Origin of the sequence: Anaerospora hongkongensis (genome assembly GCF_004339805.1) — a bacterium.
GTDB classification, from domain to species: domain Bacteria; phylum Bacillota; class Negativicutes; order Sporomusales; family DSM-15969; genus Anaerospora; species Anaerospora hongkongensis.
Genome location: NZ_SLUI01000005.1, coordinates 142,446 through 164,128 on the forward strand (window position 1 = coordinate 142,446; position 21,683 = coordinate 164,128).

Consider the following 21,683-nt stretch of genomic DNA (forward strand, 5'->3'; position numbering starts at 1 on the left):
CTGTCAGCAGAACTATATAATCATTCCTTATGATTTATCCTTCATTCGACTTTTAGGAGGGACAAGTGTTGAATACTCTCTCTAATACGTCACCTGAAATTCAGACGATGCAAACCGACCTTTATGATGAGAATGGAATCTTGCTGATTGCCAAGGGCATGCCGGTCACAAAGGATCTCTACGAGAAATTGCTGGCGCGAAAAATTGCCCGGCCCGCAAAACTGCCGGTTATGGACAAGCCGGCCGTCCCCGTGGAAAATGAAGCAGCACCGTCGGACCATCAAATTCACCACTATCTGATAAATACTGATCTATTCGCAGCAGCCGCCCGCATCACCCAGCAGGCGATCGACACCGTAAAAACCAACTTTTATTTACAGACTCATGTGAAAGACGTTTTCCTGAATCAACCCTGGGTATATGATCATTCGGTAAATGTCGCCCAGCTTGCCACACAAATTGCTTTAACACTTACCATGCCCGAAGACGATGTTCTGCTGGTATCACAGGGAGCACTGTTGCACGATATTGGCCGAAGTGTAACCGAAAATGCTACCACCTCCTTTGTTCTGACCAATGATGATCTCATTGGCTCTTCTGTTAAACATCATCCGACTATCGGAAGCAGCTTGCTAAAAAAGGCCGGTCTCCCGGAATCGGTATCCCTGGTCGCCCTGCAGCATCATGAACGTTATTCCGGCCGGGGGTATCCCCGGGGCCTGACCCATGATGCAACCCATCTGCATGCACAAATCGTCATGCTGGCAGACGTATTTGAAGCGCTCACCACCAGAAGATTAAAGAACAAGACATTTGAAATAGCTGAAGGGCTTGCTGTGATGAAGCGGGGACGCGGCACTGATTATAACCCGGTTGTTTTCGATGCACTGCTGAAAATGCTGCAAGGTCACTGACAAAGCTAAAAAGCTCACCAATGCAAAAAGTTCACTGCATTGGTGAGCTTTTTTTGTAACCCGCTATGATAAGCCGGAAATGAAACACCCGGCTGCCCGCCATTGGTGTTTGGAAAGAGCCATATGGGTATAAAATTTTTCCTTTAATGGAAAAATAAACTACTTAGGAGCCTCATGAATATGAAAGTGTGTTTAAAATGATGGAGAAAAAGCAGCAGCAATCGATAAGAAACCAACGTCGCCCAAAAGGAATCGTAAAGCCTGTCTCGGTAAATTTCATCCACCTTAGAACCCCGTGGGTAGTCGCCTGGTGGTCAGCCTCTTACCTTGGCTATGCTTATATGAGCCTGGGCAGTTATACAAAAGGCTTCATTTTAATATTTCTGGAAGCGTTTATCAACGTCAATTCCAAATTGAATCTGGGGATATTGTATAGCTTTACGGGACGCTTTGAACTGGCCAAACAAGTCGTCGATGTCCAATGGCTGCTCTTTTATGTCCCTATATATATTTTTACGATTTGGAGTGGCTGCAGACTGTCTGTAGACCTAAATAAATATTCCATTCTGGCCGACAGGGAAAACTCCAGCATGATTCCCTTTCAAATCAGCACCTGGGAAGTCGCCTTTTTGGAAAAGCGGAACCCTTGGATCGCACTAGCTTTGTCCCTGTTGGGTCCCGGTCTGGGTCATCTATATACGCATAGAGTCCCTACCAGTTTCTATACACTGGCGTGGTGGACGTTTATCGGTTACAAGGGAAACCTGCTGCCTTGCATACATCTCACTGCCATGGGGGACTTTGCAGGTGCCGCCACAGCAGCGGACCCTGCCTGGCTGATGTTTCTGCCATCCATTTATGTATTTGCAATTTATGATTCGTATGTAAACACAGTAGAATTTAACCGGTTGTTTGAGCAAGAACAGAAGCGATTCTTGGTTGACAATTATCAAAGTACAAGCTTTCCATTGTCAGAACAACTACCTACTACCCATAAGGAGGGATTCTAATTGTATGTTTACGCATCCTTTGACTATTCAGCCTTTCTGGAATTGGCTATAACCGATCTGGAGAAACGCGGAATCGCCAGAGAGCATATCTTAGCAGTTCCTTTGGACAAAAGAGTAGAGGAAAGAATGATCCTGGACAGTATCCATCGGGCTGATGGAGTCAGCTTATTTGATGGGGCTATGGTTCTGGGCGCAATCCTGATGGAGATAGGCGTTATCTATGGCTTTGTCTTAGAGTGGGGACCCATCATCTGGGGGTTAATCGGACTCCTCAGCGGAGTCGTTATTGGCTTCCTGCTGGATTACTTTTATGGAAGCCTATTCGGCAGCAAGAAAAATGGCTCCTCCCGCAACCAGATTAAAGCCGGGAAATGCAACAATACGGAAGTCATCCTTACCATTTGCTGCGACAACAGTCAATACGAAATGGTAGAAAAAGTGCTGTGGGACAATATGGCCTATGGTGTCGGCAAGCTAGACCGGCTGCATACTACAATCAGAAATGGGGCAGCAAGTGATGGAAAAGAAGCAACCTGAGTCGATAAGAAATCAGCGCCGCCCTAAAGGCATCGTAAGCGAACTCACCATTAACCTGCTTCACGTAAAAACCCCTTGGGTAACAGCATTTTGGTCTGCCTTGTTTCCGGGGTTGGGCTTCCTCATCATGGGGAGCTATATAAAAGGGTTTCTGCTGATTATCGGGGCAACCATTGCAAACTCCATGTCACATCTCAATGAAGCTCTTATCTATGGTTTTACCGGTCAAACCAACTTAGTGAAACAGGTCCTCGATACCAGATGGCTGCTGTTCTATGCACCTCTACAGCTTTTTGCCACGTGGAGCAGCTATCAGCTCACCGTTGATTTAAACAAATTTGCCCTGCTTGCCGCTCGGGAGGATTCAACAATTGTCCCCTTTAAAATTGGGACATGGGATATCGGCTTTATCGAGAAACGAAATCCCTGGGTGGCGGTCGCCTGGTCCCTGCTCATGCCTGGCCTGGGTCATCTGTACAGCCACAGGATTCCTACCAGTTTTTACTTGCTGACCTGGTGGATCGGCATTGCCTACCTGTCCCACCTCCTCCCGGCCATCCATCAGACCTTATTGGGCAATTTCTCCCAGGCCAATGCCGCTCTCCGTCCGGAGTGGTTTTTATATCTGGTGGCCATTTATCCGTTTTCCGCCTATGATGCTTACGTTAATACCGTCCACTATAATATCCTGTTTGACGAGGAACAGAGCCGTTTCCTCATTGACAATTATCAAAACCCCCAGTTTCCCATGCCTGAAATGGACGGCAGGAAGTAAACTATGCCTCGTCAGCATTTTAGTAACTCAAAAATAAAAACGGCAAGGCTCAGAACTTCTGAAGCCTTGCCGTTACTGTTTTCATGTTACATATCCCTGGCCTGAATCCAAATTACGGCATCCTGCTCTAACTCTTGGCCATTGAGCTTTTTATCCGGGCCGGAGCTGATTGCAGCGAAGCCCCACCAGCCTGCTTTCGGAATACCAAAGGTAAATTCGCCGTTCCCATTGGCCTTGATCGTCATGGTGACAAACACATCGTGGGACGCTTTCACAGCGGCTTTTTCCTCAAATTTATTCAGTTCCATATTGGGGACATGATTCAAATATTCAACTTCTATCTCGGCATCAGGAACCGGTTTTCCTTTGCTCAGAACCACGCCGCGAAATACATTGCCGGTCAACAGGGCATAAGGTTTGTCCAAGGGGACAATTTCGGTTTTCTGGCCAAGCTTCGCATCCCAATCGGTAGGAAGTCCACCGTTATTGACAATAATTTTCGTGTATTGCTGGATATACTTATCTTCCTCTTTATCAAAATAGGGAACCGGCTCCAGGCAGAAGACGTAATCGCCCATGCCTTTTACCTGGTATTCTGCTTCCCACCCTTGTGCACTATTCTCCAGGCTCTGCCAGGTGATTGGCTTCAACGTGTCGAGAAGTTCTGTTTTTTTGCCTTTGTTGACAACAAAGAAGGCAGTAGGTTTCTCCATCTCCATGGTAACGCTGCCCTCAAACGGATGAGTGAACACATTCTTGATGGTCACTTTGCCGCCGTTATCCAGAAGGGTCTGGGGCGTATACATGACAACAAAATGGGCTGAGCACGTCACCGCTGTGGCAAAAACAAGTACCAGTGCTAACAAGATCGTTTTTTTCATGTGCTAATCTTCCCCCTTATTTAATATCTTTTGAGTTGATAATGACACTATGTCCGGCGCCACCGTCTAACGTAACCGTGAAATCTCCAGACGGTTTATTGAACCTCAATTCCCCTGACTTATCCAGCTTTCCGGAGAATAACAGTGCTCCACCGTCATCGGTCACATTAACTGTTGCCCCGGCAGCAGAGGAACCATCCGTATATCCTCCCTCACAAGAAAGAGTTCCATCACCATTGTTCCAGCATTGAAAGAATACCGCATGGGCGAAAGCAGTTCCAGCAAGCAATAACACAGTCATGATCACAATTAGGAAAGGTATAACCATTCTTTTATTCACTCAGATCCCCCCCCTTATTTGTTCAATATTGTTTCCAGTCTTTTCCGCTTTGACCGTTCATAAAACGCATAGCCGATGGCGGCCAGCGTGGACGCGATCAAACTGATGCGAATCCACCGCTCATTTCCGGTAACGTTGTGAACCGGCTCGCCGACTTTCCACATGACCCGATGTCCCATCCCGTCATCTGCAATAAGAGAATCAACTTTCGAATACCGGCTGTAGTCAAATTCCCCTTTTTCATCTACCTTCTTCATAAAGACCACCTGGCCAGTGGCATCAAACAGGGTAATGTTGATATCCTTGGAAGACGTTCCGCCCTCATAATACACTTTGATACGTTGCTGGGGCAGCGGTTCGATGACCATCTGATGAGCAAACACCACAGTTTGCCCGAAAAGCACAAGGAATAAAGCAAGCATAATCCCTTTTTTCATTTGTCATTACCTCCGATTCTTTTTACGCATTCTGCCGCATCGGCTGCACATACAGGACGGTAGGATGTCGAGCAAAATATATTGTACAAGTCCGGTGCTTTCAGCTTCGCTTTCTCCATCATCATTTTATCTTCTACCAACTCCCTTCCCCCGTGCGCCAGCACATGCCCTTCCTGTAAAACAACAAACTCGTTCGCCCAGCCGTAGACAATATCCACATCATGGGTTGTCACGATAATCGTATGGCCGCGGCAGAAAAGGTCCTCCAATATACTCAGGAATTGTTGGAGCGTACAAGGATCAAGTCCGGAGAAGGGCTCATCAAATACCATGATGGAGGGCTCCATGGCCAGGACACCCGCAATAGCAACCCGTTTCTTTTGTCCAAGACTTAGATTAAAAGGCGGGCGATTCCGAAGCTGAGTAATATCAAGAAGAGTCATTACCTCTTCTACTTTTTGCGCTACCGTTTTTTCGTCATACCCCAAATTTCGCGGACCAAAGGCAATGTCATCATAGACAAGCGTGGAAAAGAGCTGCTCATCAGGGCTGTCAAAGACGATGCCGACCATTTTCCGGATGTCCCGCAGATTTTCTTTCCTGATTGGCTGGCCAAGAACGGATACAACCCCCGACTGGGCTAACGTCAAACCATTCAAATGCTGCAGCAAAGTAGATTTCCCGCTGCCGTTCGCTCCTAAAATTGCTACCTTGCTTTTGGCAGGTATCTGAAAGGAGATATCCTGTAAGGCAGGCGTCTTATCCGGATAGGTATAAGTTAAGTTTGCTATTTCCAAAACTGACACTGTGCACATGTCCCCTTATCTAAATAAAATATAATGCCACCACGCTGATCAGCATTGCCATTGATTTCACCACATCTAAGGCGGTAATCTTCTCTGCTTCAGCCACAACGCTTCTCCCGGTATACCCTCTGGAGATCATGGCCTTATACACCCGATCCGAGCCGTCGATAGATTTTACAAACAAACCGCCAATAATTTCTCCATAGGTCTGATACGTCCGCAGCTTCATACCGCCCTGAAAGAGACGTGAATGCAGCGCCTTATGAGTTTGCGAGAGTTTCTCCCAAATTAAGAACGCATACCGCCAGGAAAGAAACAGCACGGAAACCAGCTTGTCAGGGAGGTGCATGCTGCCGATCCCATTAAACAGCAATTGGACCCGTTGGCTGTAAATCATCATCATCATTAGAAATACTGTACAAGCGGCCTTCAGTATAAGCAGCAGCATAACTTCGACGAGCGCCGGTGACGGTGGGAAGCCCCCGCTTAAAAGCAAGGGCGCAGCGAGAAATGCAAGAAAGGGAAGCAGCAGCAGCAGCCTCTGTACTACTCTGCGCAATGGCAGCCGTGCCGACAGAAGGAGAGCAAACAAAAAGACTGTATAGCCGCAAAGAGTAATGGGATTTTTCACCGGCACAAGCAAAAATGCAATGGCGATACAGGTTACAAGCTTCATCCTGACTTCCCATGCCGAGACCCAGGTATGTTTGACCTGCCGGTCTTCCTTATCCAGTTCCCTTATTTGCATAGCGTCTTTTGCTCCATCCTGGTGGAAAGCGCCAAAAGGCCGGGCCTTGTTTTGTGGATAAAACTAATCACAGCCATTGTCAGTATGCTCTCTAAAATGACAATCGGAATATGCGCCAGCAGCAGTAAGTTAATAATGGATAACATACCCTCACTATAAACACTATTGGAAACATACAGCACCAGGGCAAAGGTGGCTACCCCCTGTATAACGGAGAAGGCTCCCAGCAGCCCGCTTATCATCGCTAAATGTTTGCCGTCGCGGACGAGCTTGCGAAATAGAAAAGACGATACAAAAGCCGGCAAAGTCATGATTACCGTATTGATTGGCAGAGTGGTGAGGCCTCCGCTTTGGAAAAACAACGTTTGTAAAAGCAGTCCGACAAATATGGCAATGGTGCTTCTACGCCCTAAGAGAATACCAATCAGGCCTCCTAAAAATGCATGCACCGAGCTTGGGCCAATAGGGATAGTAATTAGCGAAGCAGTAAAAAAAGCCGCCGTTGCTAAACTGACTTTCGGGATTTCCTCCTCCTTCATGCCTTTTAGTGAATAAAGCAGCATCCCCCCCGCAGCAGCAGAGGTCACTGCGACTGTTTGCATGTTTAAAATTCCATCAGATAAATGCACGTTTTCTCACACCTTTCTCTCTCTCTGAGTTTCAGGTAAAAAAAAGGACTACGAAAAAACCCTCCCCCATTTCATTGAGGAATGACCTTCGTAGTCACTTTCATCCGTTTTATCTAAAGCTTATCATCGACTCTTCGTGAGCCGCTGTATTAAAGAATCATATTCGTCATCTGGATAGGAAATCCTTTTTTTACCAAAAAATATATTGGCACTATTTATTCGTCTTAAAAGCACAAAAGCGGCAAGGCTCAGTATCTCTGAAGCCTTGCCGTTTTACTCTTATTCTCTTAATTTATTTCGCTATTCTTTTACCGCTTGCTCAGCCTTATACGCTAACGCCGCCTCTCTGGCCTGCCTAGCCATCCGGCTGTGCGAAGCCAGCGACCGGGGTGCCGAGCGAAAAGCGCGCCGTACCGGCACTGCTTCCCAGAAAGGAGCAACCGAGTTCAGATTGGCAAGGCCAAGATTGCGCTCCGGGGTCAGGGATACGAATGGCTGAGCCTGTGTGCTGCCAGGCGGGGGATTGTAGACTGTAACATCATTGCCTCGGGCAAACCACAGCCGGTCGTTAGCGGCAGCTGCCCCATTCTCATAGAGAATCGCCCAGAAGAAGCCGGACATATTTTGCAGGCTGACAGCCGGTACGGCAGCCTGACTGAGCAATGCAGGCTGATTTGCAGCGGCTCGCGCCAGAATGTCTGCTGCACTGGTTTTGTACAGCATGCCGCTCAACGTCTCAAAATCAGCGTTATAGCGTCCGGTCAAAATATAGGCCGTACCATCATTACCAAAGGTAATGTCACGGAAATCGGCCTGATCGGAAGTGCCGTTCGCTGCTCCAGCCTTAAAGGCAGTTTTGGCTGTCATGGTACTAAGATCAACCACATCGAGGCAGGAGTCGGGATTGTGACTGCCAAAGTTCTGCTTGCCGCCGATACAAGCAACATATAGACAAGTCGTGGCCGTAGTGCCGCTAACGGTCGTAAAGGGTTCCAGTGTAAAGGCATTCTTACCGACACTGACCTGACCGCCGGTGACAGGTACCAGTCCGGTATCCAGCTTAACCACCGTACTATTCAAATACTGCGGACTGGCTATCCAGGGATTATTCACAGTCGTGAAGAGTCCATACAAATACCCGTCAACTGCCGCTATCGCCACCCCGTTGCTTTGATAGCCTGCCGTACCGGGAAAGGTATAGCTCCCGGTCTCGGTATAGCCATTGCCCGTCATCGCAATCCGGACAATCCTGGCTCCGTCATAATCAATCCCATAGAGGGAATCACCCAGTGTTACAACCCCGTACAGGTTTTCGATGTGGTTCCACTTCTTCTGAGTGATCATCGTCCAGGGATTGGCCGAAGGATCATAGATCCCAATGTCAGCAGCCAGATGCGCACCGCCCTGAACCCGTTTGTACTGAGCAAGCGCCACCCGAAGCTGCCCGGGTGAAGCGGCATCCTGAAACGAATGCAGACTGGGATCTTTGTTTAAATTAATGACTTGGATTTTATTGACAGTAATATCCGTCACCCCTCCTGCACCTTGTGTAATGTCTCCCGCTTCTCCTTTTGTATAGTCCTCGTCAACTACGGTATACCCCAGTAACAGCTTCTTACTCATGGTCTTCCCTCCTTATTAAAAGGAGTACTGAACGGTGGCATAATAGGTTCTCCCCTGCCGGGGAAACCAGATATTCTGCATTGTTTTGTCCTTCTTATCCTCCCAGTGGTCATGTCTCACTTGCTGCTGTTCGCTGCCTTTGTTAAAGACATCAGTGACTCCCGCAGTCAGCTTCATGTCTGGCCGGAAGCTGTAGTGCAAGCCCAGCTCCATTGTGCTAAGAGCGTCTTCATAGAAGCTGGTACTGTTACTGTGGCTGAAAGGCACCTCATCCTGGTAATGGTAGGCTGTAAAAACTGATAGCTTCTCACCAGGGAAACGGTAGCCCAGGCGAACATAGCTTTCGAACTCCGGAATGTTGTAGAAGGGCTTGCCCAGCCTGCCTTTTTGTTGGTAATAGGCCTCCAGGTACTCCGACCAGGTCCAGGTAGCGGCCAGCTGCAAGTCCCAGCGTCCCCAGGCCAGCTTGCTGTCCAGCTCTACGCCATGGGCTTTGCCTGCACCGCCATTGCGGTAGACTGAACCGTTAACCAGGCGGATGAGGTCGATCAGATCTTCTGTGCGGCGATGGAAATAGGTGAGCGACAGATCACCCTCCACCTTTCCCAGCTTGCCCTGCCAGTCGGTGCCTACATCCCACTGCGTCCCATGTTCCCAGGTCGGCAGCGGCTGCTTGATGACGGTCGGATTGGGCCGGATGAAGAAGCCGTCACCGTAGATTTCATAGAAGTTGGGGAACCGGTTATAGGTGCCGTAGGTGCTGCGCAGAGTCCAGCCGTTTGCCAGTTTCTTTTTAAGTGCCGTTCCCCAGGAAGAGCGCCAGCTTTCTTCTTCCTCGGTATTGCCCCGGCCTTTCACCTGATCCATACGGACAACAGGCGTAAACCACAGGTCTTCCTCTTTCCCTAAAGTGATGGTGTCCTGCAGCTGCAGGTGCCACTGGTCACTGGTATAGTGGGGAGCAAAATGACCACGGAAAAAGCCGCTGGCACTCCAGCCGTTGCCGACGACATCATAGGTCTCGTGAGCATAGTCACCATGAAACTCCAACAGGTGTCTGTCTGCCAACTGGTATGTCCCATCGAGAGCCATACCGGTCCTCCGGGTCTGGTAGTTGCCATTGGTCTGGGCAATGGCCTGGGAACCGGAAGGTGGTGGATAGGTGTCCCAGCTCTTATTCTGATCAAGGTAGTCCACCTGCCAGCCCCAGTCCAGCTTACCTGTCGTCAGCCGCCGTCCAACGGTCAGCGTCTTTTGGATATTGGTCTGTTCCTTGCGGAAATCGCTGAACCACGGCGAAGCGGGGTTATCGTCCTCGTCAGAGTTGAACAAGGGAGTGGGAAACAAATTAGTGCTTTCCCGCCAGGTACCTTTGATATGCCACTGCTCATCCTGCCATTTGAGCAATACATCGGTATTATGATAACTGTTATTCAGCCGGTGTCGCTCTACCGGCGGATAATAGTCCCGGACTTGCCCTTGCCGGTCCAGCGTCTCCAGGTTGTTATACGGAAAGTCTCCCTTGGCCTGATCGCGGTTGATACCGATCAGCAGACTGCCGCTGCCCAGCGGGCTGTTGATGCTCACACTGTTCTGGTAGCCGCCAAAGGAGCGCATGCCGGTCGATACCATGCCGCCTGTTGTCTCAGGCTTCTTAGTCACGATGTTGATGACGCCGCCTAACGGTGCTCCGGCAAAGCGGGCCGGAATATACCCCCGGTAGACTTCAATGCGGGCAACATTCTCCACTGGAATGACCGACAGATCCACCGCCGCCTCTGAACCTAACTTCAAAGGAACGCCATCCATATATACGCCGACCTCGGCAGCCGTACTGCCCCGGATATAGGCGACACTATACTGGCCAGTCCCATTCATCCGTCTAATATGAACGCCCGGAACTGTCTCTAATAGTTCGGGCAGTCGTTTGTGTTCCCCCTGTGTCTCTTCCGGAATAATCACGGAAACAGAGCCTGGTGAAAGACGCTGTTCCCAAGCCGGCCTGGGGGCTTCCACCGTCACCGGTGGCAATCCATATTCTCCTTCCTGCGGCTGGCTGTCACCAGTTGCCGCAAAGGCTAATCCACTGCAGAGCGATGCCATGCCCCATACCAGCGTACAGCCGACCCGGATGGACATGGCTTTATTCTTTCCTTGTAATCCCACCGAAGAGCCTCCTAACCCAACTATATGATAGCAAGAAGTAAATATGAGAATATTGTAATTATTAAAAACAAAGAATAGCATTTGCTGCTATTCTTTGCTTCTGTCCCTGTAGGACAGGTTTACGCTTATCAATGGATAGAGTATAATTAGAATTGCTTACTATGGAAAAAACCAGTTCCCTGTCTTACGCGCCAACGCAAGCAGGGCATGCTTAATAGAGGCATTGTTGCTGTCTGCAACTGCCTTATAACCTCAACTCCTTTGCATAGCTTGTATTGTGGTCTTTGCTTAATATTTCACCTCTTCTCGAATTTTCATTTGTCTAGTTAATAAGTATATTTTTGTGCTAATAGCACGTATTTATATTCCAATTATATTGTGCCATTAGCACAAAGTCAACTACTTTAAAGGAATTGGTTTATATGATTTTATCAATCTTAGCAGAGCGTCTTACATATTTGCGTGAAAACCGCAATTTAAAATTAAAGGATGTGGCTCTAGCGGTCGGCATTACAGCAAGTGCTGTCGGCTCATTAGAGCATGGTCGAAGAGCGATAAGCATTGAAACACTTATTAAAATGGCTAACTTTTATGACGTGTCAACTGATTGGCTCTTAGGCCTCACTGATAACCCTAAACGAAGCTAATTAAATCTTTCTAAACTAACATAAGAATAAATAGAGCCTATTTACTAACCATAGTCACCACAAAGGTGACATGTTCACTTTTAATTTTAGTCACCTTTGTGGTGACTGTCAAGGAGTTTTTTTTATGTTTTCACAAAAACTATTTGGCGAAAGGCTTAGAACTCTACGTCAGACTAAGCATCTAACTGTCGAACAACTCGGCAAAGAGTTTAACGTTTCAAAGCAAACTGTTAGTCGCTGGGAATTAGGCGATCGTCTGCCGCCCCTTGATGTCGCTACAGCTTTAGCAGATTATTTTAATGTATCGCTTGATTATTTAGCTGGACGCGCTGACAATTCCAATAAATAATAAAAAATGCTTAAAGTCGGTGACTTTAGCATTTTTTTATTAGCTGTTTGCTCTAAATAAATATTACAGTCAGTTAGCATCTTTACGTTAAATCAGATTGATATGTTTCCCTCAGACTTTCTGGATAAGGTTACTTAAAAACATATTATGCAAACAATGAGACACTTATATTGGTCAATTTAAGATCCGTTTTTACTTAAAACAATTTTCAATTTGGATATTCGCTTTATCAATTTCTACTTTACTCATTGTATGACGTTTCCCATGAGTATCTATAAGATAAGCTTCAATTATTTTAGAAGGTTGTTCAAGTTTTGTTGTCCCTATGATTTTATCATTGTCTTCAATTCTATCTTTAGTAAGTTTAGGACTTCTTTGACCGTTTTCAAATATAACAATAAACTTATCTATTGTTAATGCCTTTCTTCCATTGTTTACAATAAAGAATTGATACCCCGCTTCTATTACTATTCCATTTGTAGTATGTGTTCCAGCTCTCTCGCCAGCTAGGATTATTATTTTAGGAACATCAATAAAATACATAAAATATAATGCCCATGCACTAAATATCGCTGCTAAAAACGCCAAAATAAGATTTGCTATATCCATTTGCAACACCTACTTTTTATTAATCTATGTTTTTATTCATTATGCAGTTTCTTTTGTTTTATCAACGAGATAGTTAACAAAAGCAGTACATGAAACAAGCATAAATTTTGCATCTTCAAATTTTATATTAGGCGCATCTAGTAATGCGTGCCTAATTCCCTCTGCATCGCTAGTATAACCATAGAGTTTATCAAAAGCGCCTTTAAGAGAAGAATGAAGCTCAATATTAGGCTTAGCTTCTATAATTTTTAATGCTTTTCCCAATGTAGCTTTTGGGTCTTCAGCTATAATTATGCAAGCAGCTTCAACTGCACTTATAGATTCTTTAATTGAATTTCGATAATCAGGATTTTTTCTATCAGATAATAATTTTATTGATGCTTTTAAATGAATTGTTGTTGCATTAAACTTGCTTGGTGATTGCAATGCTTGTTCTATTGATTGAATTTCTTCCTGATCTGTTATTTTAATAATTTTGCCCTCTACAAAACGATATCCTGACATTTCTTTCTCAAGTAAAGTGTTACAGAAAGACATGAAAGATTCATTATTATCATAGCTAGCCATAAATTCAATGAAGTCATAAATTTCATACCATTTACAAGAAAAGAAATATTCTCTAATGTACTGATAAGTTTTATTCCAATCATAAGATAGTGTATCTATTGGATTTTTAAAATAGTTATGCCACATCAATTTAAATAATGATATTTTGGGATTAATGCTAGTCTCTCGTAGAGAATTGGTACGCTTTAACCATCCTATATCATCCCAGTAGAACACTGTGAGAGCATTCCATAAAGCAACACGTAGATCTTCATCAATACCATCTATTTGTAAAATCCCCTTAACTGGTGTGTAACCATTTCTTTTTGAAAACATTCTAATCCCCCTATAATTGCCAAATATCGTACTAATTCATCAAAGGACTAAGTACTCCTTCTGTATTTAAATAGAAAGATATTTTAAATGAAAAAAGCACTGCCCTACCAATTAAGGTAAGACGGTGCTTTCTGTCCAGTATTATTTGGAGGACTTACTTCAAATTGATTGAATAATTATAACATCGTTAAATTAATTGGAGGTTATAAATGTGAATAATACAATTGAAATATCTCCAGCTGCAGCTACGGCTACAGAATCTACCGAAGCGGGTTTTATGGTACTTCCTTTTGAACAGTATCAATTTAAAGATTTTATTAAAAGTCTGTTAGGAAGTCCTCAATCTATTGGAAGAATTTTAGATGAGCCGTACGAAATCGAAAAAGAAGATGTAAACCAGTTAAATGAACTAATAGTTCAAAGAATTACACAACAAAATGAAGGAATTCTAATCCAATTTACATCAAAAATTGTATACAATGATAATTCATATGTAGAATTAAATTCAATTCAAGAATTTTTGACATATAACGAGTTACGCCCAGTAATATCAGAATCAATACATTTAAAGTGGGACTTTTTAGTAAGATTTCAGGATAAGGACGTACCTGAAAAACAACGTATACAAGTTTCCATGACATCTTCTGGGCGTAGCATTCCTTTTTATGATGGTGAAACTACTATTTTTCGCAATCATTCAAGCAGCGGGATGATATCCTATCGGGTTGAACATACAGCTAGAACATGGGGCGCAGATATTGAAGCACTGCTAAATAATTATTTTGCTTCGATTATAAAAACCGAGCCTGATTATAAAAAATTCATTAGAAAACATGACTCTAAGATTGCAACAATTATTGGCCTCACTTTTCTTCTAACTAGCATGTATACGCTTTTTGCTGCAACTTCTAGTCGCACTAATACACTCTTAATGCAATTTACGGAATTTGTTAAAGAGACAGGTCATGAAGGACTAGCCTCTGTTCACAATAAAGTTGATTATCTAATTACCTTTTTAATCACTGGAAAGAACATAAATGAATCAACTAGTTTTTTTGTTGCATTTATTCTAACGTTTTCTATATTTTTTCCTATATGGATTACAACAACTATAAATTATAAATACCCTAGTTTCATTTTACTAACAAAAGAATCCTACAAAAGTAAAGAAATAAAAATTATAAAACTTAAAAAAAGATGGTTGTCCTTTTTCTTTGCTGTAGCATCTAGCATAATTACAGGAATAGCATCTAACATATTATATACAAAATATTTTAGCTGAAACTAGCCCCCGGTTTCGCGATGTTTAAGCAATTACTTTACTAGCAAATACTCGCCTGCAACAGTACCAATAATCCAGCAATAAGCACCGTCAAGATAGTTTCGTAAATTCGTTTGCAGTCCACTGGCCACTAAAGTCAGTCAGCAATAAAATCCGACTCAAGGCCGGCAGTTTCGAATACTGAGACAGGGTATCTATTTCATTTAGGCTACTCTAGCACAAAAACGGCAAGGCTCAGAATTTCCCTGAAGTCTTGCCATTTTTGTATATAGTTAGTGCGCTTGGGAGGGCTTGAACCGCCACTCATATACAAGCTCAATATTTCCTACCAGGACTATTCTCCATGTTTCCGCTGTAATCAATTCATTACTAGTGCACGGTTCTCCTTATCGGGCAAGCGGTGCAAAATAAGGGCATCATTGCCCTTATTTCATTACAATAATCCTATTAGCAATCAATATATCTACGAAAGTCCCTTTTTCACTCTCAAGCTATGGATTGGAATTACGTTACTAACTTTTAGAAAGTCTTTTGGCAAATCTAAAAGATCTTCAATTTCTGCAGATTCTAAACTAAGATAAAAGTCATCCGCCAGTTCGTTTAAAAGTTCCTTGGACGTTAACACTCCATCATTTACTAACATCTGAACTGACGTCTTCAATAATGATGGTGTTGCTGTAACTAAAACATCGTCCAAAGGTTCATATTTCTTTATTCCTTCTTTTTGCATTTTTCGCATTAAATTTTGATAGGTATGGTAGTCAATTAGCTTTAATGTATAAGCTCTTCGTATCATTGCAGATATTGAAACTTTCCATTTCTTTTTTAACTCAACGTAATAGGAAAGATTGTTCGCATATACTCCGACGTCTCTACTAAAAGTTTCTTTCGGAAGCAAAAAAGCAGATGCAAACGAATGCGCCTGATTCTCTCTTTCCTTAAATTCTTCTTTTGATAATGTTTCTATATCTTCGCTCCACTCATGCATCAGTATATGCCCCAATTCATGCGCAATATCAAAATGGATTCTAGCTGCTGTTCCCTTATTCTTAGAATAACCAATCAAAAATACAGACTCACCATTTATATCTAGCATTTGACTAAACGCATCAATATCATTTGTTTCACTATCAAAGCGTGATACTAATATCCCATTTTTCTCTACCAGGTAAATAATATTCTCTATTGGTTTATCGCCTAATTTCCAATGAATTCTAAGTTGCTCTGCTGCCTTCTCAGGATCTATTTCACCCTGTATGATTGGCAAATTAAGAGTTGGAAATTCGATATACTCACTCAAAAATAAATACACAGTAGTTAAAAAGTTCATCTTTTGAACTTGCTGATTTCTATATTTTTTATTTGTCGTCAATAATGCCCTAAAGTAGGTTGACCCTACTTTAGTATTCATATCACTTTCTTGTAAGAAAAATTTAATTGGAAATCCAAGTGCATTACTCATGTCTTTAATTGTAGAATACTCTGGATTCCTAATTTTATCATTCTCATACATAGAGACTGTCTGCCGTTGCAGATCAAGTTTTCCAGCAAGTTCTGCCACAGTTAATCCTCTATAAATTCTGGCCGCTTTAAGTCGTTCTCCATTAAACTGCTGTAAATTAGTATCCATTTTTTCCTCCAGTGCTCACAAAAAGGTCATTGTAAATCTTTTTTCGTTTCCTCTTTATCCTTTTCTTTCGGTATACTCTTTTGATTGATTTTGTCTTTTGCCTTTTGCTTATACTTCAACCCACTTGTAGGATCGTTAAATTTAGAAGTTTCATCTTCAACGTCTTCAGCGACTATACTTTCATTTACTTTGATGTATTCATTCCAATTTGCTTCTTCAACCATATTAAGATTACTATCGACTACACAGCACCGTAAAGATAGCAAAACTCCATTCACATCATTAAATAATATTAAGGCGTGTCTTTTTACAATATTGTCTGGTAGTCCTAAATCCTCAAAAATCTTAAAGACAATTTTTTTAATATATTCTTCATTTTCAAACTTACTATCCTCGACTTCTAACAATTGAACTTGAGATTGTTTTGCAATCAACTCTCTATTCAAAGATCGTGCAAGAGCCTCTGTATAGTGAGGTGTTTTTCTTTGTACTGACTGTTTTTTCAAGGTTTTCAATCTATTTTCTCTCATTATTACATATAGAAAACCTGTCTTACGCTCAAAAATCGGCACTAATTGCCATGATCCCCGTCGTGTCGGACGAGCAACAATTTCGTAGTCAATAAATTTTCTGCAAACATTGCTATACATATGATCCAAAATTCTTGTTGGCGTACTATTTTGGACAATTAATCTTTGTGATTTAAGATCGCCCCTAATGTCATCTCCGATTGCACTCATAATAGCATCACAAACATTTTCTATAAGTCTTTCATCCGCTCTAATCATTTTTTCAGTTGGAATCATGATTCCGATACCTCCAAAAATTTCCTTTCTTAAGTATAGGACTTTTTTTAAAAAACGTCAAGTATAACTCCATAATATCGCCACATCGTAAAAACCAAGCGTGTTAATCTAAAATACGGAACATAAACTCTATTAAATCCCTATAATTACTGTTTAACATAGATTGCTACTACCAAAGGTAGGTTTTAGCATTTTTCAACGTGACACAAGGGACAAGGGTTATTTGTCCTAAGTTAAAAATAGAGAGGCACAAGAAACCTATTGTCGTGTCCCTAGTGGCTAAAGGTCTATAAACCTACTTATCTATTTTCATCATACTAAAATATTATATAATAAGGTGAGAACATGAAAAAGGCAGAGAAGTAACCTCCTAAAAAACACTTCATTTATTTTTAGGAGGTTAAAAATGAATTTTAACAAAATTGATATGGAAAACTGGAACCGTAAGCAGCATTTTGAGCATTATTTAAAGAATGTAAAATGCGGCTTTAGCATCACTTCCAATATAGATAGCACGGCATTAGTGCCAGCGGTAAAAACACGATCATTAAAGCTTTATCCCGTCTTGCTCTATATGGTAACTACTGTAGTCAACATGCAACAGGAACTCCGGACATGCTTCAACGATGATCAGGAATTGGGATATTGGGAAACGATGAATCCATCTTATACGGTATTTCATCAGGATACCCATACCTTTTCGAGCCTTTGGACAGAGTATACGGATGATTTTAATGCGTTTTATCAAAACATCCAGGCTGATATTGAGAAGTACGCCAATAACAAGGACCTTTTTCCGAAACCGGATTGCCCACCTAATTGCGTCCCGATCTCCTGCATTCCCTGGACGAGCTTTACTGGCTTTAGCCTAAATCTATCTAACGACAACCAGTTTCTGCTGCCTATCGTGACCATCGGCAAATACTTTGAACAGGGCAATACCTTACAATTGCCGGTATGTTTACAAGTTCATCATGCTGTAGCAGATGGTTATCATGCAGCACAATTTATGAATCATCTTCAGCAGCTTGCTTCCATGCCGGAGAAGTGGCTGAAGTAAACAAGTCATCCTTTAATCGTAATAAAAGCAGTCAGCATACTACTTATTGAGTATGCTGACTGCTTTTTTATATTATGAGCGGTGAAATGTTGCAAGATAGGACGAGCTCCGTAATCTTTCATAATTTGATCCAATATCTCTGAATAATTTTACCGTTTTGCGCAACTTCGTTTTCCAACACACCACCATTATTTATTATTGTTTTCGCAGATGCCTTATTACATTTATCGCAAGTTATCAGCGCATTAGGAATCCCCAAACCATTTGCAATTGGAAGAGCCAATGACAGCATTAAAGTTGCATAGCCCTTTCTTCTTTCAGAGGGTCTAATACCATATCCAATATGTCCACCAAAATTATATAGATATTCATTTAAGCACTGTCTGATATTTATTGCTCCCAATATCTTTTCATCAGCGATTAAGAAGTATGTATGTGCAGGAACAAAATCAGCAGGGCAAGACTCTTTGTTTTCAAATTTATATATATTCTCAAGCCATACTATATAGCTATCCTCTAAGAGCCTTGCCGAATATGGAATGATTTCTTCACCATTTCTCGCCCATTCTTCCGAGAAATTATAATATTCTCTTTCCATAAACAATGTTGGCTTAACCAACTTTACAAGCATATCAAGCACCAGCCCATCAAATAAGCTTAGTCCAACATCCCTGGGGGGGGGAGCTGGGGTCAGGCTTGACTTATACTAAAATTGACTTATTACAGCGTGTAGAAAAGTCAATTGCCTAAATAACTCAAGCCTGACCCCAGACCTACGCTAAAGTATACTGAATCGTATGTACAACCCCGATCACTGGGTATCGACATCAAATTTAAATTGGGGTAATCAAAAGCATCTATTTATTTCCCACGGCTATAAATTAAATGTAACATTTCCTTGCCTTTGTAATGCTTTATGTATTCGCCTTCGATTGCCATGCCAAGCTTTTCCGCAACTTTTCTGGAAGGCAAGTTGCTAGGCCTGATGTGAGCAATTACCCTGTCTGCTTTTAAATATTGAAAAGCATAATCTAGCGACGCCCTTGCTCCCTCTACAGCGTATCCTTTTCCCCAATACCGTTTATTTAAAATATAGCCAATTCCAATCTGTTCGCCATCTTCTGTTTGTTCGATCAAAGGTCCGATAACGCCAATAAAGTGATCTGTATCTTTCTCTATGACAGCAAAATATGAATATCCCTCATTGCTGTACCGTTCTAAATTTTTATCAATCCAACTATTCACTTCTTCGTCGGTAAATGCGTGCTCCCATGCGTACATAACTTCCTTGTCCTGTAAAACTGAGCATAGATTCTGAAAGTCACTCTTAACAATTTTTCGGAACAGCAATCTTTTAGATTCAAAAACTACGTCCAAAATTACCCCTCCAATTTATTCGCCTAAATTATGTGTGTTTCTTCCGAGAATTGGATTTAAAATGCTGAATTGCGGGGACGGTTCCTTCGATTATAAAGTTTAATTAGACACACGTAATAATAAAAAATACCATAAAAATAGGCTAGTTCCTGCAAACTATAAAACATTCTGCAGAGACTAGCCATTTTTCATATTTACTTTGTATTACTAGTTGCTTTCGCCATTACCAGTGTGCAGACAAGGGCAATGAGTATGCCCTTAGCGCCTCACTAGACCCTAAACTTTCTAACAGCACTTTGCAGGTCTTCTGCCATTTTTGCCAGCGCCTGGCTCGCTGCCGCTATTTCTTCCATGGAAGCTGACTGTTCCTCAGTAGCAGCCGAGACAGTCTGTGTCTGCCCCGCAGCATCCTTGCTGATTCGGTCAATGTCCCGTACCGCAGCGACAATCTGCTGACTACCAGACGCCATCTGCTGAATAGCCGCCGAGATTTCCCTGATTTGCGTCGAAACCTCACTTATCAGAGAAACGATCTCCTTAAATGCTTTTCCAGCATTGTTCACGACATCGGCCCCGACTTTGACTTCACGAGCTCCCTCGTTCATCGCAACGACAGCATTATCCGTCTCCGACTGAATCTCTGAAATAAGGTTGGCAATTTGTTTAGCAGCCTCTTGCGACTGCTCAGCAAGCTTGCGCACTTCTTCCGCTACTACGGCAAAGCCTCTACCCTGTTCGCCTGCACGGGCTGCCTCGATAGCTGCATTCAGTGCCAGCAGATTGGTCTGACCTGCAATGCCCGAAATCGTAACAACAATTTGCCCAATCTCCTTGGAACGCTCTCCGAGCTTTGTAACTACCTCCGCGGAACTGGAGACAGATTGCTCAATACTCACCATCTGGCTTATGGCAGCATCTACTGCCTTACCACCCTCATTAGCTGCGCTCGTCGTTTTATCCGTCACACTTGAGACTTCATTTGCATTTGCAGCAACTTGTTGAATCCCTGCAGACATCTGCTCTACAATAGCAGAAGTATCGTCAACAGCTTTTGCTTGTTTTTCTGTTCCTTCTGCGACTTCACTAATTGTGGCTGCCACTTGGGTGGTAGCTTGGGCGGACTGCTCCGCACTGGCAGTAAGTTCCTCGCTGGAAGCCGCAACCTGTTCTGCCGATTCAGTGATTTTCTTCAAAAGAATCTGCATACTGCTTCGCATTTTAGCTAGAGCATCCGCCAATTGGCCGATTTCATCAGTTCTGGACAGTTTTTGCTGCCCCTCTCTGAAATCGCCTGCCGCCAAGCTTTCACATGCTTGCACCATGAACTGCAAGGGTTTTGTTATCGATTGGGTAATTAGCCATCCGCTCAACCCCAATACAAAAAATGCAACCAGGATACTTCCAATTGATATGTTCGTAGCACTCTCGAACATTCTATCATTGTCTGCATTTGCTTGTTCCGACAGCTTGGTAAAATAGTCGGCAAGATTGCGTAAGTTGTCGGTATATTCGATGGTTAGCAAACTTAACTTATTCGTATAAAGCGCATAGGCTTCCATGTTTTTATTTTGATTTGCTAAGTCTAAAACCTGAATTCTGGTTTCACGATTATTTTGCTGCGCAGCTTTTACTTTTCCTAACAACTCTGTCGCTTTTGCATCTAACGGTAACTTTTCAATTATGGCTAGATTCTCATTGTTTTTTTTCGAAAGGGAAGCTATTTCATTTGTTAATTCTTGGTTCTTTTTCGCATCAGTTGCGAGCATCAATTCCAATACAGCTCCGTCAGTTGCATTTGCATTCGCACGGGTATCATTTAACAGTTTGACAGGAATCAGCCTGTTGTCATACAGGTTGTCCATCGATTTATTCGCTTGGTGCAAATAATAATACCCCGTATATCCTACCGCGCCTAAAGCTACTAGCGCGATAAGAACCAGCACACCTAACTTATAGACCATCTTAGCATTCGAAAGCCAATTCATCGTAACTCTCCTCCTCAATCTTTCCAAAGCATGCTGTTTATAACTGCTGAACTTACGACAACGTATACACACTCCTTTGTATGTCGTTAACAAAAATAAGGAAGGCCCCAGAAGCAGGGGCCTTCCTATTTCTTCCTTTCTGTTCTATCTGGATTTAACAATTCCTTCAACAAAATATCTAATTTTTCGA

23 protein-coding genes are annotated in these 21,683 nt (G+C 42.9%); 8 read left to right on the forward strand and 15 right to left on the reverse strand.

Features of this window, described 5'->3' with window-relative positions; genetic code table 11:
- Positions 1–65: 65 nt before the first annotated feature.
- The 4 genes from EV210_RS08780 to EV210_RS08795 all read left to right on the forward strand — a co-directional run bounded on the left by EV210_RS08780 (position 66) and on the right by EV210_RS08795 (position 3,236).
- Positions 66–914, forward strand: a complete 849-nt coding sequence (locus EV210_RS08780; protein WP_132078673.1) for an HD-GYP domain-containing protein — start codon at positions 66–68, stop codon at positions 912–914.
- Between the two features lie 197 nt (positions 915–1,111).
- The gene (locus EV210_RS08785) at positions 1,112–1,924 is read left to right on the forward strand and encodes a hypothetical protein (RefSeq protein ID WP_132078676.1); all 813 of its coding nucleotides are present in this window, start codon (positions 1,112–1,114) and stop codon (positions 1,922–1,924) included.
- A complete protein-coding gene (locus tag EV210_RS08790) occupies positions 1,925–2,461 on the forward strand; it encodes a hypothetical protein (RefSeq protein WP_132078679.1) in 537 nt (178 codons plus the stop codon).
- Positions 2,442–3,236 (forward strand): hypothetical protein, encoded by a 795-nt coding sequence (locus tag EV210_RS08795; protein ID WP_132079179.1) that lies wholly within the window; start codon positions 2,442–2,444, stop codon positions 3,234–3,236. The genes EV210_RS08790 and EV210_RS08795 overlap by 20 nt, the downstream gene beginning before the upstream one ends.
- Before the next feature lie 86 nt (positions 3,237–3,322).
- On the opposite strand, the gene EV210_RS08800 is transcribed toward EV210_RS08795, so the two are convergent.
- The 8 genes from EV210_RS08800 to EV210_RS08835 form a co-directional block, all read right to left on the reverse strand.
- The gene (locus EV210_RS08800) at positions 3,323–4,117 is read right to left on the reverse strand and encodes a DUF4198 domain-containing protein (RefSeq protein ID WP_132078682.1); all 795 of its coding nucleotides are present in this window, start codon (positions 4,115–4,117) and stop codon (positions 3,323–3,325) included.
- Between the two features lie 16 nt (positions 4,118–4,133).
- Entirely contained in the window at positions 4,134–4,457 is a 324-nt protein-coding gene (locus EV210_RS08805) for a hypothetical protein (RefSeq protein ID WP_207900689.1), read from the reverse strand.
- Positions 4,458–4,471: 14 nt separating this feature from the next.
- Entirely contained in the window at positions 4,472–4,894 is a 423-nt protein-coding gene (locus tag EV210_RS08810) for a hypothetical protein (RefSeq protein ID WP_132078685.1), read from the reverse strand.
- Positions 4,891–5,700, reverse strand: a complete 810-nt coding sequence (locus EV210_RS08815) for an energy-coupling factor ABC transporter ATP-binding protein (protein WP_132078688.1) — start codon at positions 5,698–5,700, stop codon at positions 4,891–4,893. The genes EV210_RS08810 and EV210_RS08815 overlap by 4 nt, the downstream gene beginning before the upstream one ends.
- A 19-nt stretch (positions 5,701–5,719) precedes the next feature.
- Positions 5,720–6,448: an energy-coupling factor transporter transmembrane component T family protein gene (locus EV210_RS08820; RefSeq protein WP_132078691.1), complete on the reverse strand. Its 729-nt coding sequence runs from the start codon at positions 6,446–6,448 to the stop codon at positions 5,720–5,722.
- Positions 6,439–7,077 (reverse strand): CbiM family transporter, encoded by a 639-nt coding sequence (locus tag EV210_RS08825; protein WP_132078694.1) that lies wholly within the window; start codon positions 7,075–7,077, stop codon positions 6,439–6,441. Before EV210_RS08825 ends, EV210_RS08820 begins: the two co-directional genes overlap by 10 nt.
- Before the next feature lie 300 nt (positions 7,078–7,377).
- The gene (locus EV210_RS08830; protein WP_132078696.1) at positions 7,378–8,700 is read right to left on the reverse strand and encodes a hypothetical protein; all 1,323 of its coding nucleotides are present in this window, start codon (positions 8,698–8,700) and stop codon (positions 7,378–7,380) included.
- 15 nt (positions 8,701–8,715) lie between these two features.
- On the reverse strand, positions 8,716–10,866 hold the full coding sequence (locus EV210_RS08835) for a TonB-dependent receptor plug domain-containing protein (RefSeq protein WP_165898840.1): 2,151 nt from the start codon (positions 10,864–10,866) through the stop codon (positions 8,716–8,718).
- A gap of 422 nt (positions 10,867–11,288) precedes the next feature.
- Here EV210_RS08835 and EV210_RS08840 point away from each other — a divergent pair, with 422 nt between their 5' ends.
- Entirely contained in the window at positions 11,289–11,513 is a 225-nt protein-coding gene (locus EV210_RS08840; RefSeq protein WP_132078702.1) for a helix-turn-helix domain-containing protein, read from the forward strand.
- A gap of 124 nt (positions 11,514–11,637) precedes the next feature.
- A complete protein-coding gene (locus tag EV210_RS08845; RefSeq protein WP_132078705.1) occupies positions 11,638–11,862 on the forward strand; it encodes a helix-turn-helix domain-containing protein in 225 nt (74 codons plus the stop codon).
- Positions 11,863–12,054: 192 nt separating this feature from the next.
- On the opposite strand, the gene EV210_RS08850 is transcribed toward EV210_RS08845, so the two are convergent.
- The gene (locus EV210_RS08850; protein ID WP_132078708.1) at positions 12,055–12,471 is read right to left on the reverse strand and encodes a hypothetical protein; all 417 of its coding nucleotides are present in this window, start codon (positions 12,469–12,471) and stop codon (positions 12,055–12,057) included.
- A 39-nt stretch (positions 12,472–12,510) separates the two neighbouring features.
- Complete coding sequence (locus EV210_RS08855; RefSeq protein WP_132078711.1) at positions 12,511–13,353, reverse strand: AbiJ-NTD4 domain-containing protein; 843 nt, start codon at positions 13,351–13,353, stop codon at positions 12,511–12,513.
- A gap of 211 nt (positions 13,354–13,564) precedes the next feature.
- Between EV210_RS08855 and EV210_RS08860 the strand changes: the two genes are divergently transcribed.
- Positions 13,565–14,635, forward strand: coding sequence for a hypothetical protein (locus EV210_RS08860; protein ID WP_132078714.1), 1,071 nt, complete (start codon positions 13,565–13,567; stop codon positions 14,633–14,635).
- A gap of 463 nt (positions 14,636–15,098) precedes the next feature.
- Here EV210_RS08860 and EV210_RS08865 read toward each other — a convergent pair whose 3' ends face one another.
- The gene (locus tag EV210_RS08865) at positions 15,099–16,265 is read right to left on the reverse strand and encodes a helix-turn-helix domain-containing protein (RefSeq protein ID WP_132078717.1); all 1,167 of its coding nucleotides are present in this window, start codon (positions 16,263–16,265) and stop codon (positions 15,099–15,101) included.
- A 26-nt stretch (positions 16,266–16,291) separates the two neighbouring features.
- Complete coding sequence (locus EV210_RS08870) at positions 16,292–17,071, reverse strand: DUF5986 family protein (RefSeq protein WP_132078720.1); 780 nt, start codon at positions 17,069–17,071, stop codon at positions 16,292–16,294.
- 406 nt (positions 17,072–17,477) lie between these two features.
- Here EV210_RS08870 and catA point away from each other — a divergent pair, with 406 nt between their 5' ends.
- Positions 17,478–18,131, forward strand: coding sequence for a type A chloramphenicol O-acetyltransferase (gene catA, locus EV210_RS08875; RefSeq protein WP_132078723.1), 654 nt, complete (start codon positions 17,478–17,480; stop codon positions 18,129–18,131).
- Positions 18,132–18,249: 118 nt separating this feature from the next.
- Here catA and EV210_RS08880 read toward each other — a convergent pair whose 3' ends face one another.
- The 3 genes from EV210_RS08880 to EV210_RS08890 all read right to left on the reverse strand — a co-directional run bounded on the left by EV210_RS08880 (position 18,250) and on the right by EV210_RS08890 (position 21,493).
- Positions 18,250–18,762: a GNAT family N-acetyltransferase gene (locus EV210_RS08880; RefSeq protein ID WP_132078726.1), complete on the reverse strand. Its 513-nt coding sequence runs from the start codon at positions 18,760–18,762 to the stop codon at positions 18,250–18,252.
- Positions 18,763–18,992: 230 nt separating this feature from the next.
- Complete coding sequence (locus EV210_RS08885) at positions 18,993–19,508, reverse strand: GNAT family N-acetyltransferase (RefSeq protein WP_132078729.1); 516 nt, start codon at positions 19,506–19,508, stop codon at positions 18,993–18,995.
- Positions 19,509–19,777: 269 nt separating this feature from the next.
- Positions 19,778–21,493 (reverse strand): methyl-accepting chemotaxis protein, encoded by a 1,716-nt coding sequence (locus EV210_RS08890; RefSeq protein WP_132078732.1) that lies wholly within the window; start codon positions 21,491–21,493, stop codon positions 19,778–19,780.
- Positions 21,494–21,683 lie beyond the last annotated feature (190 nt).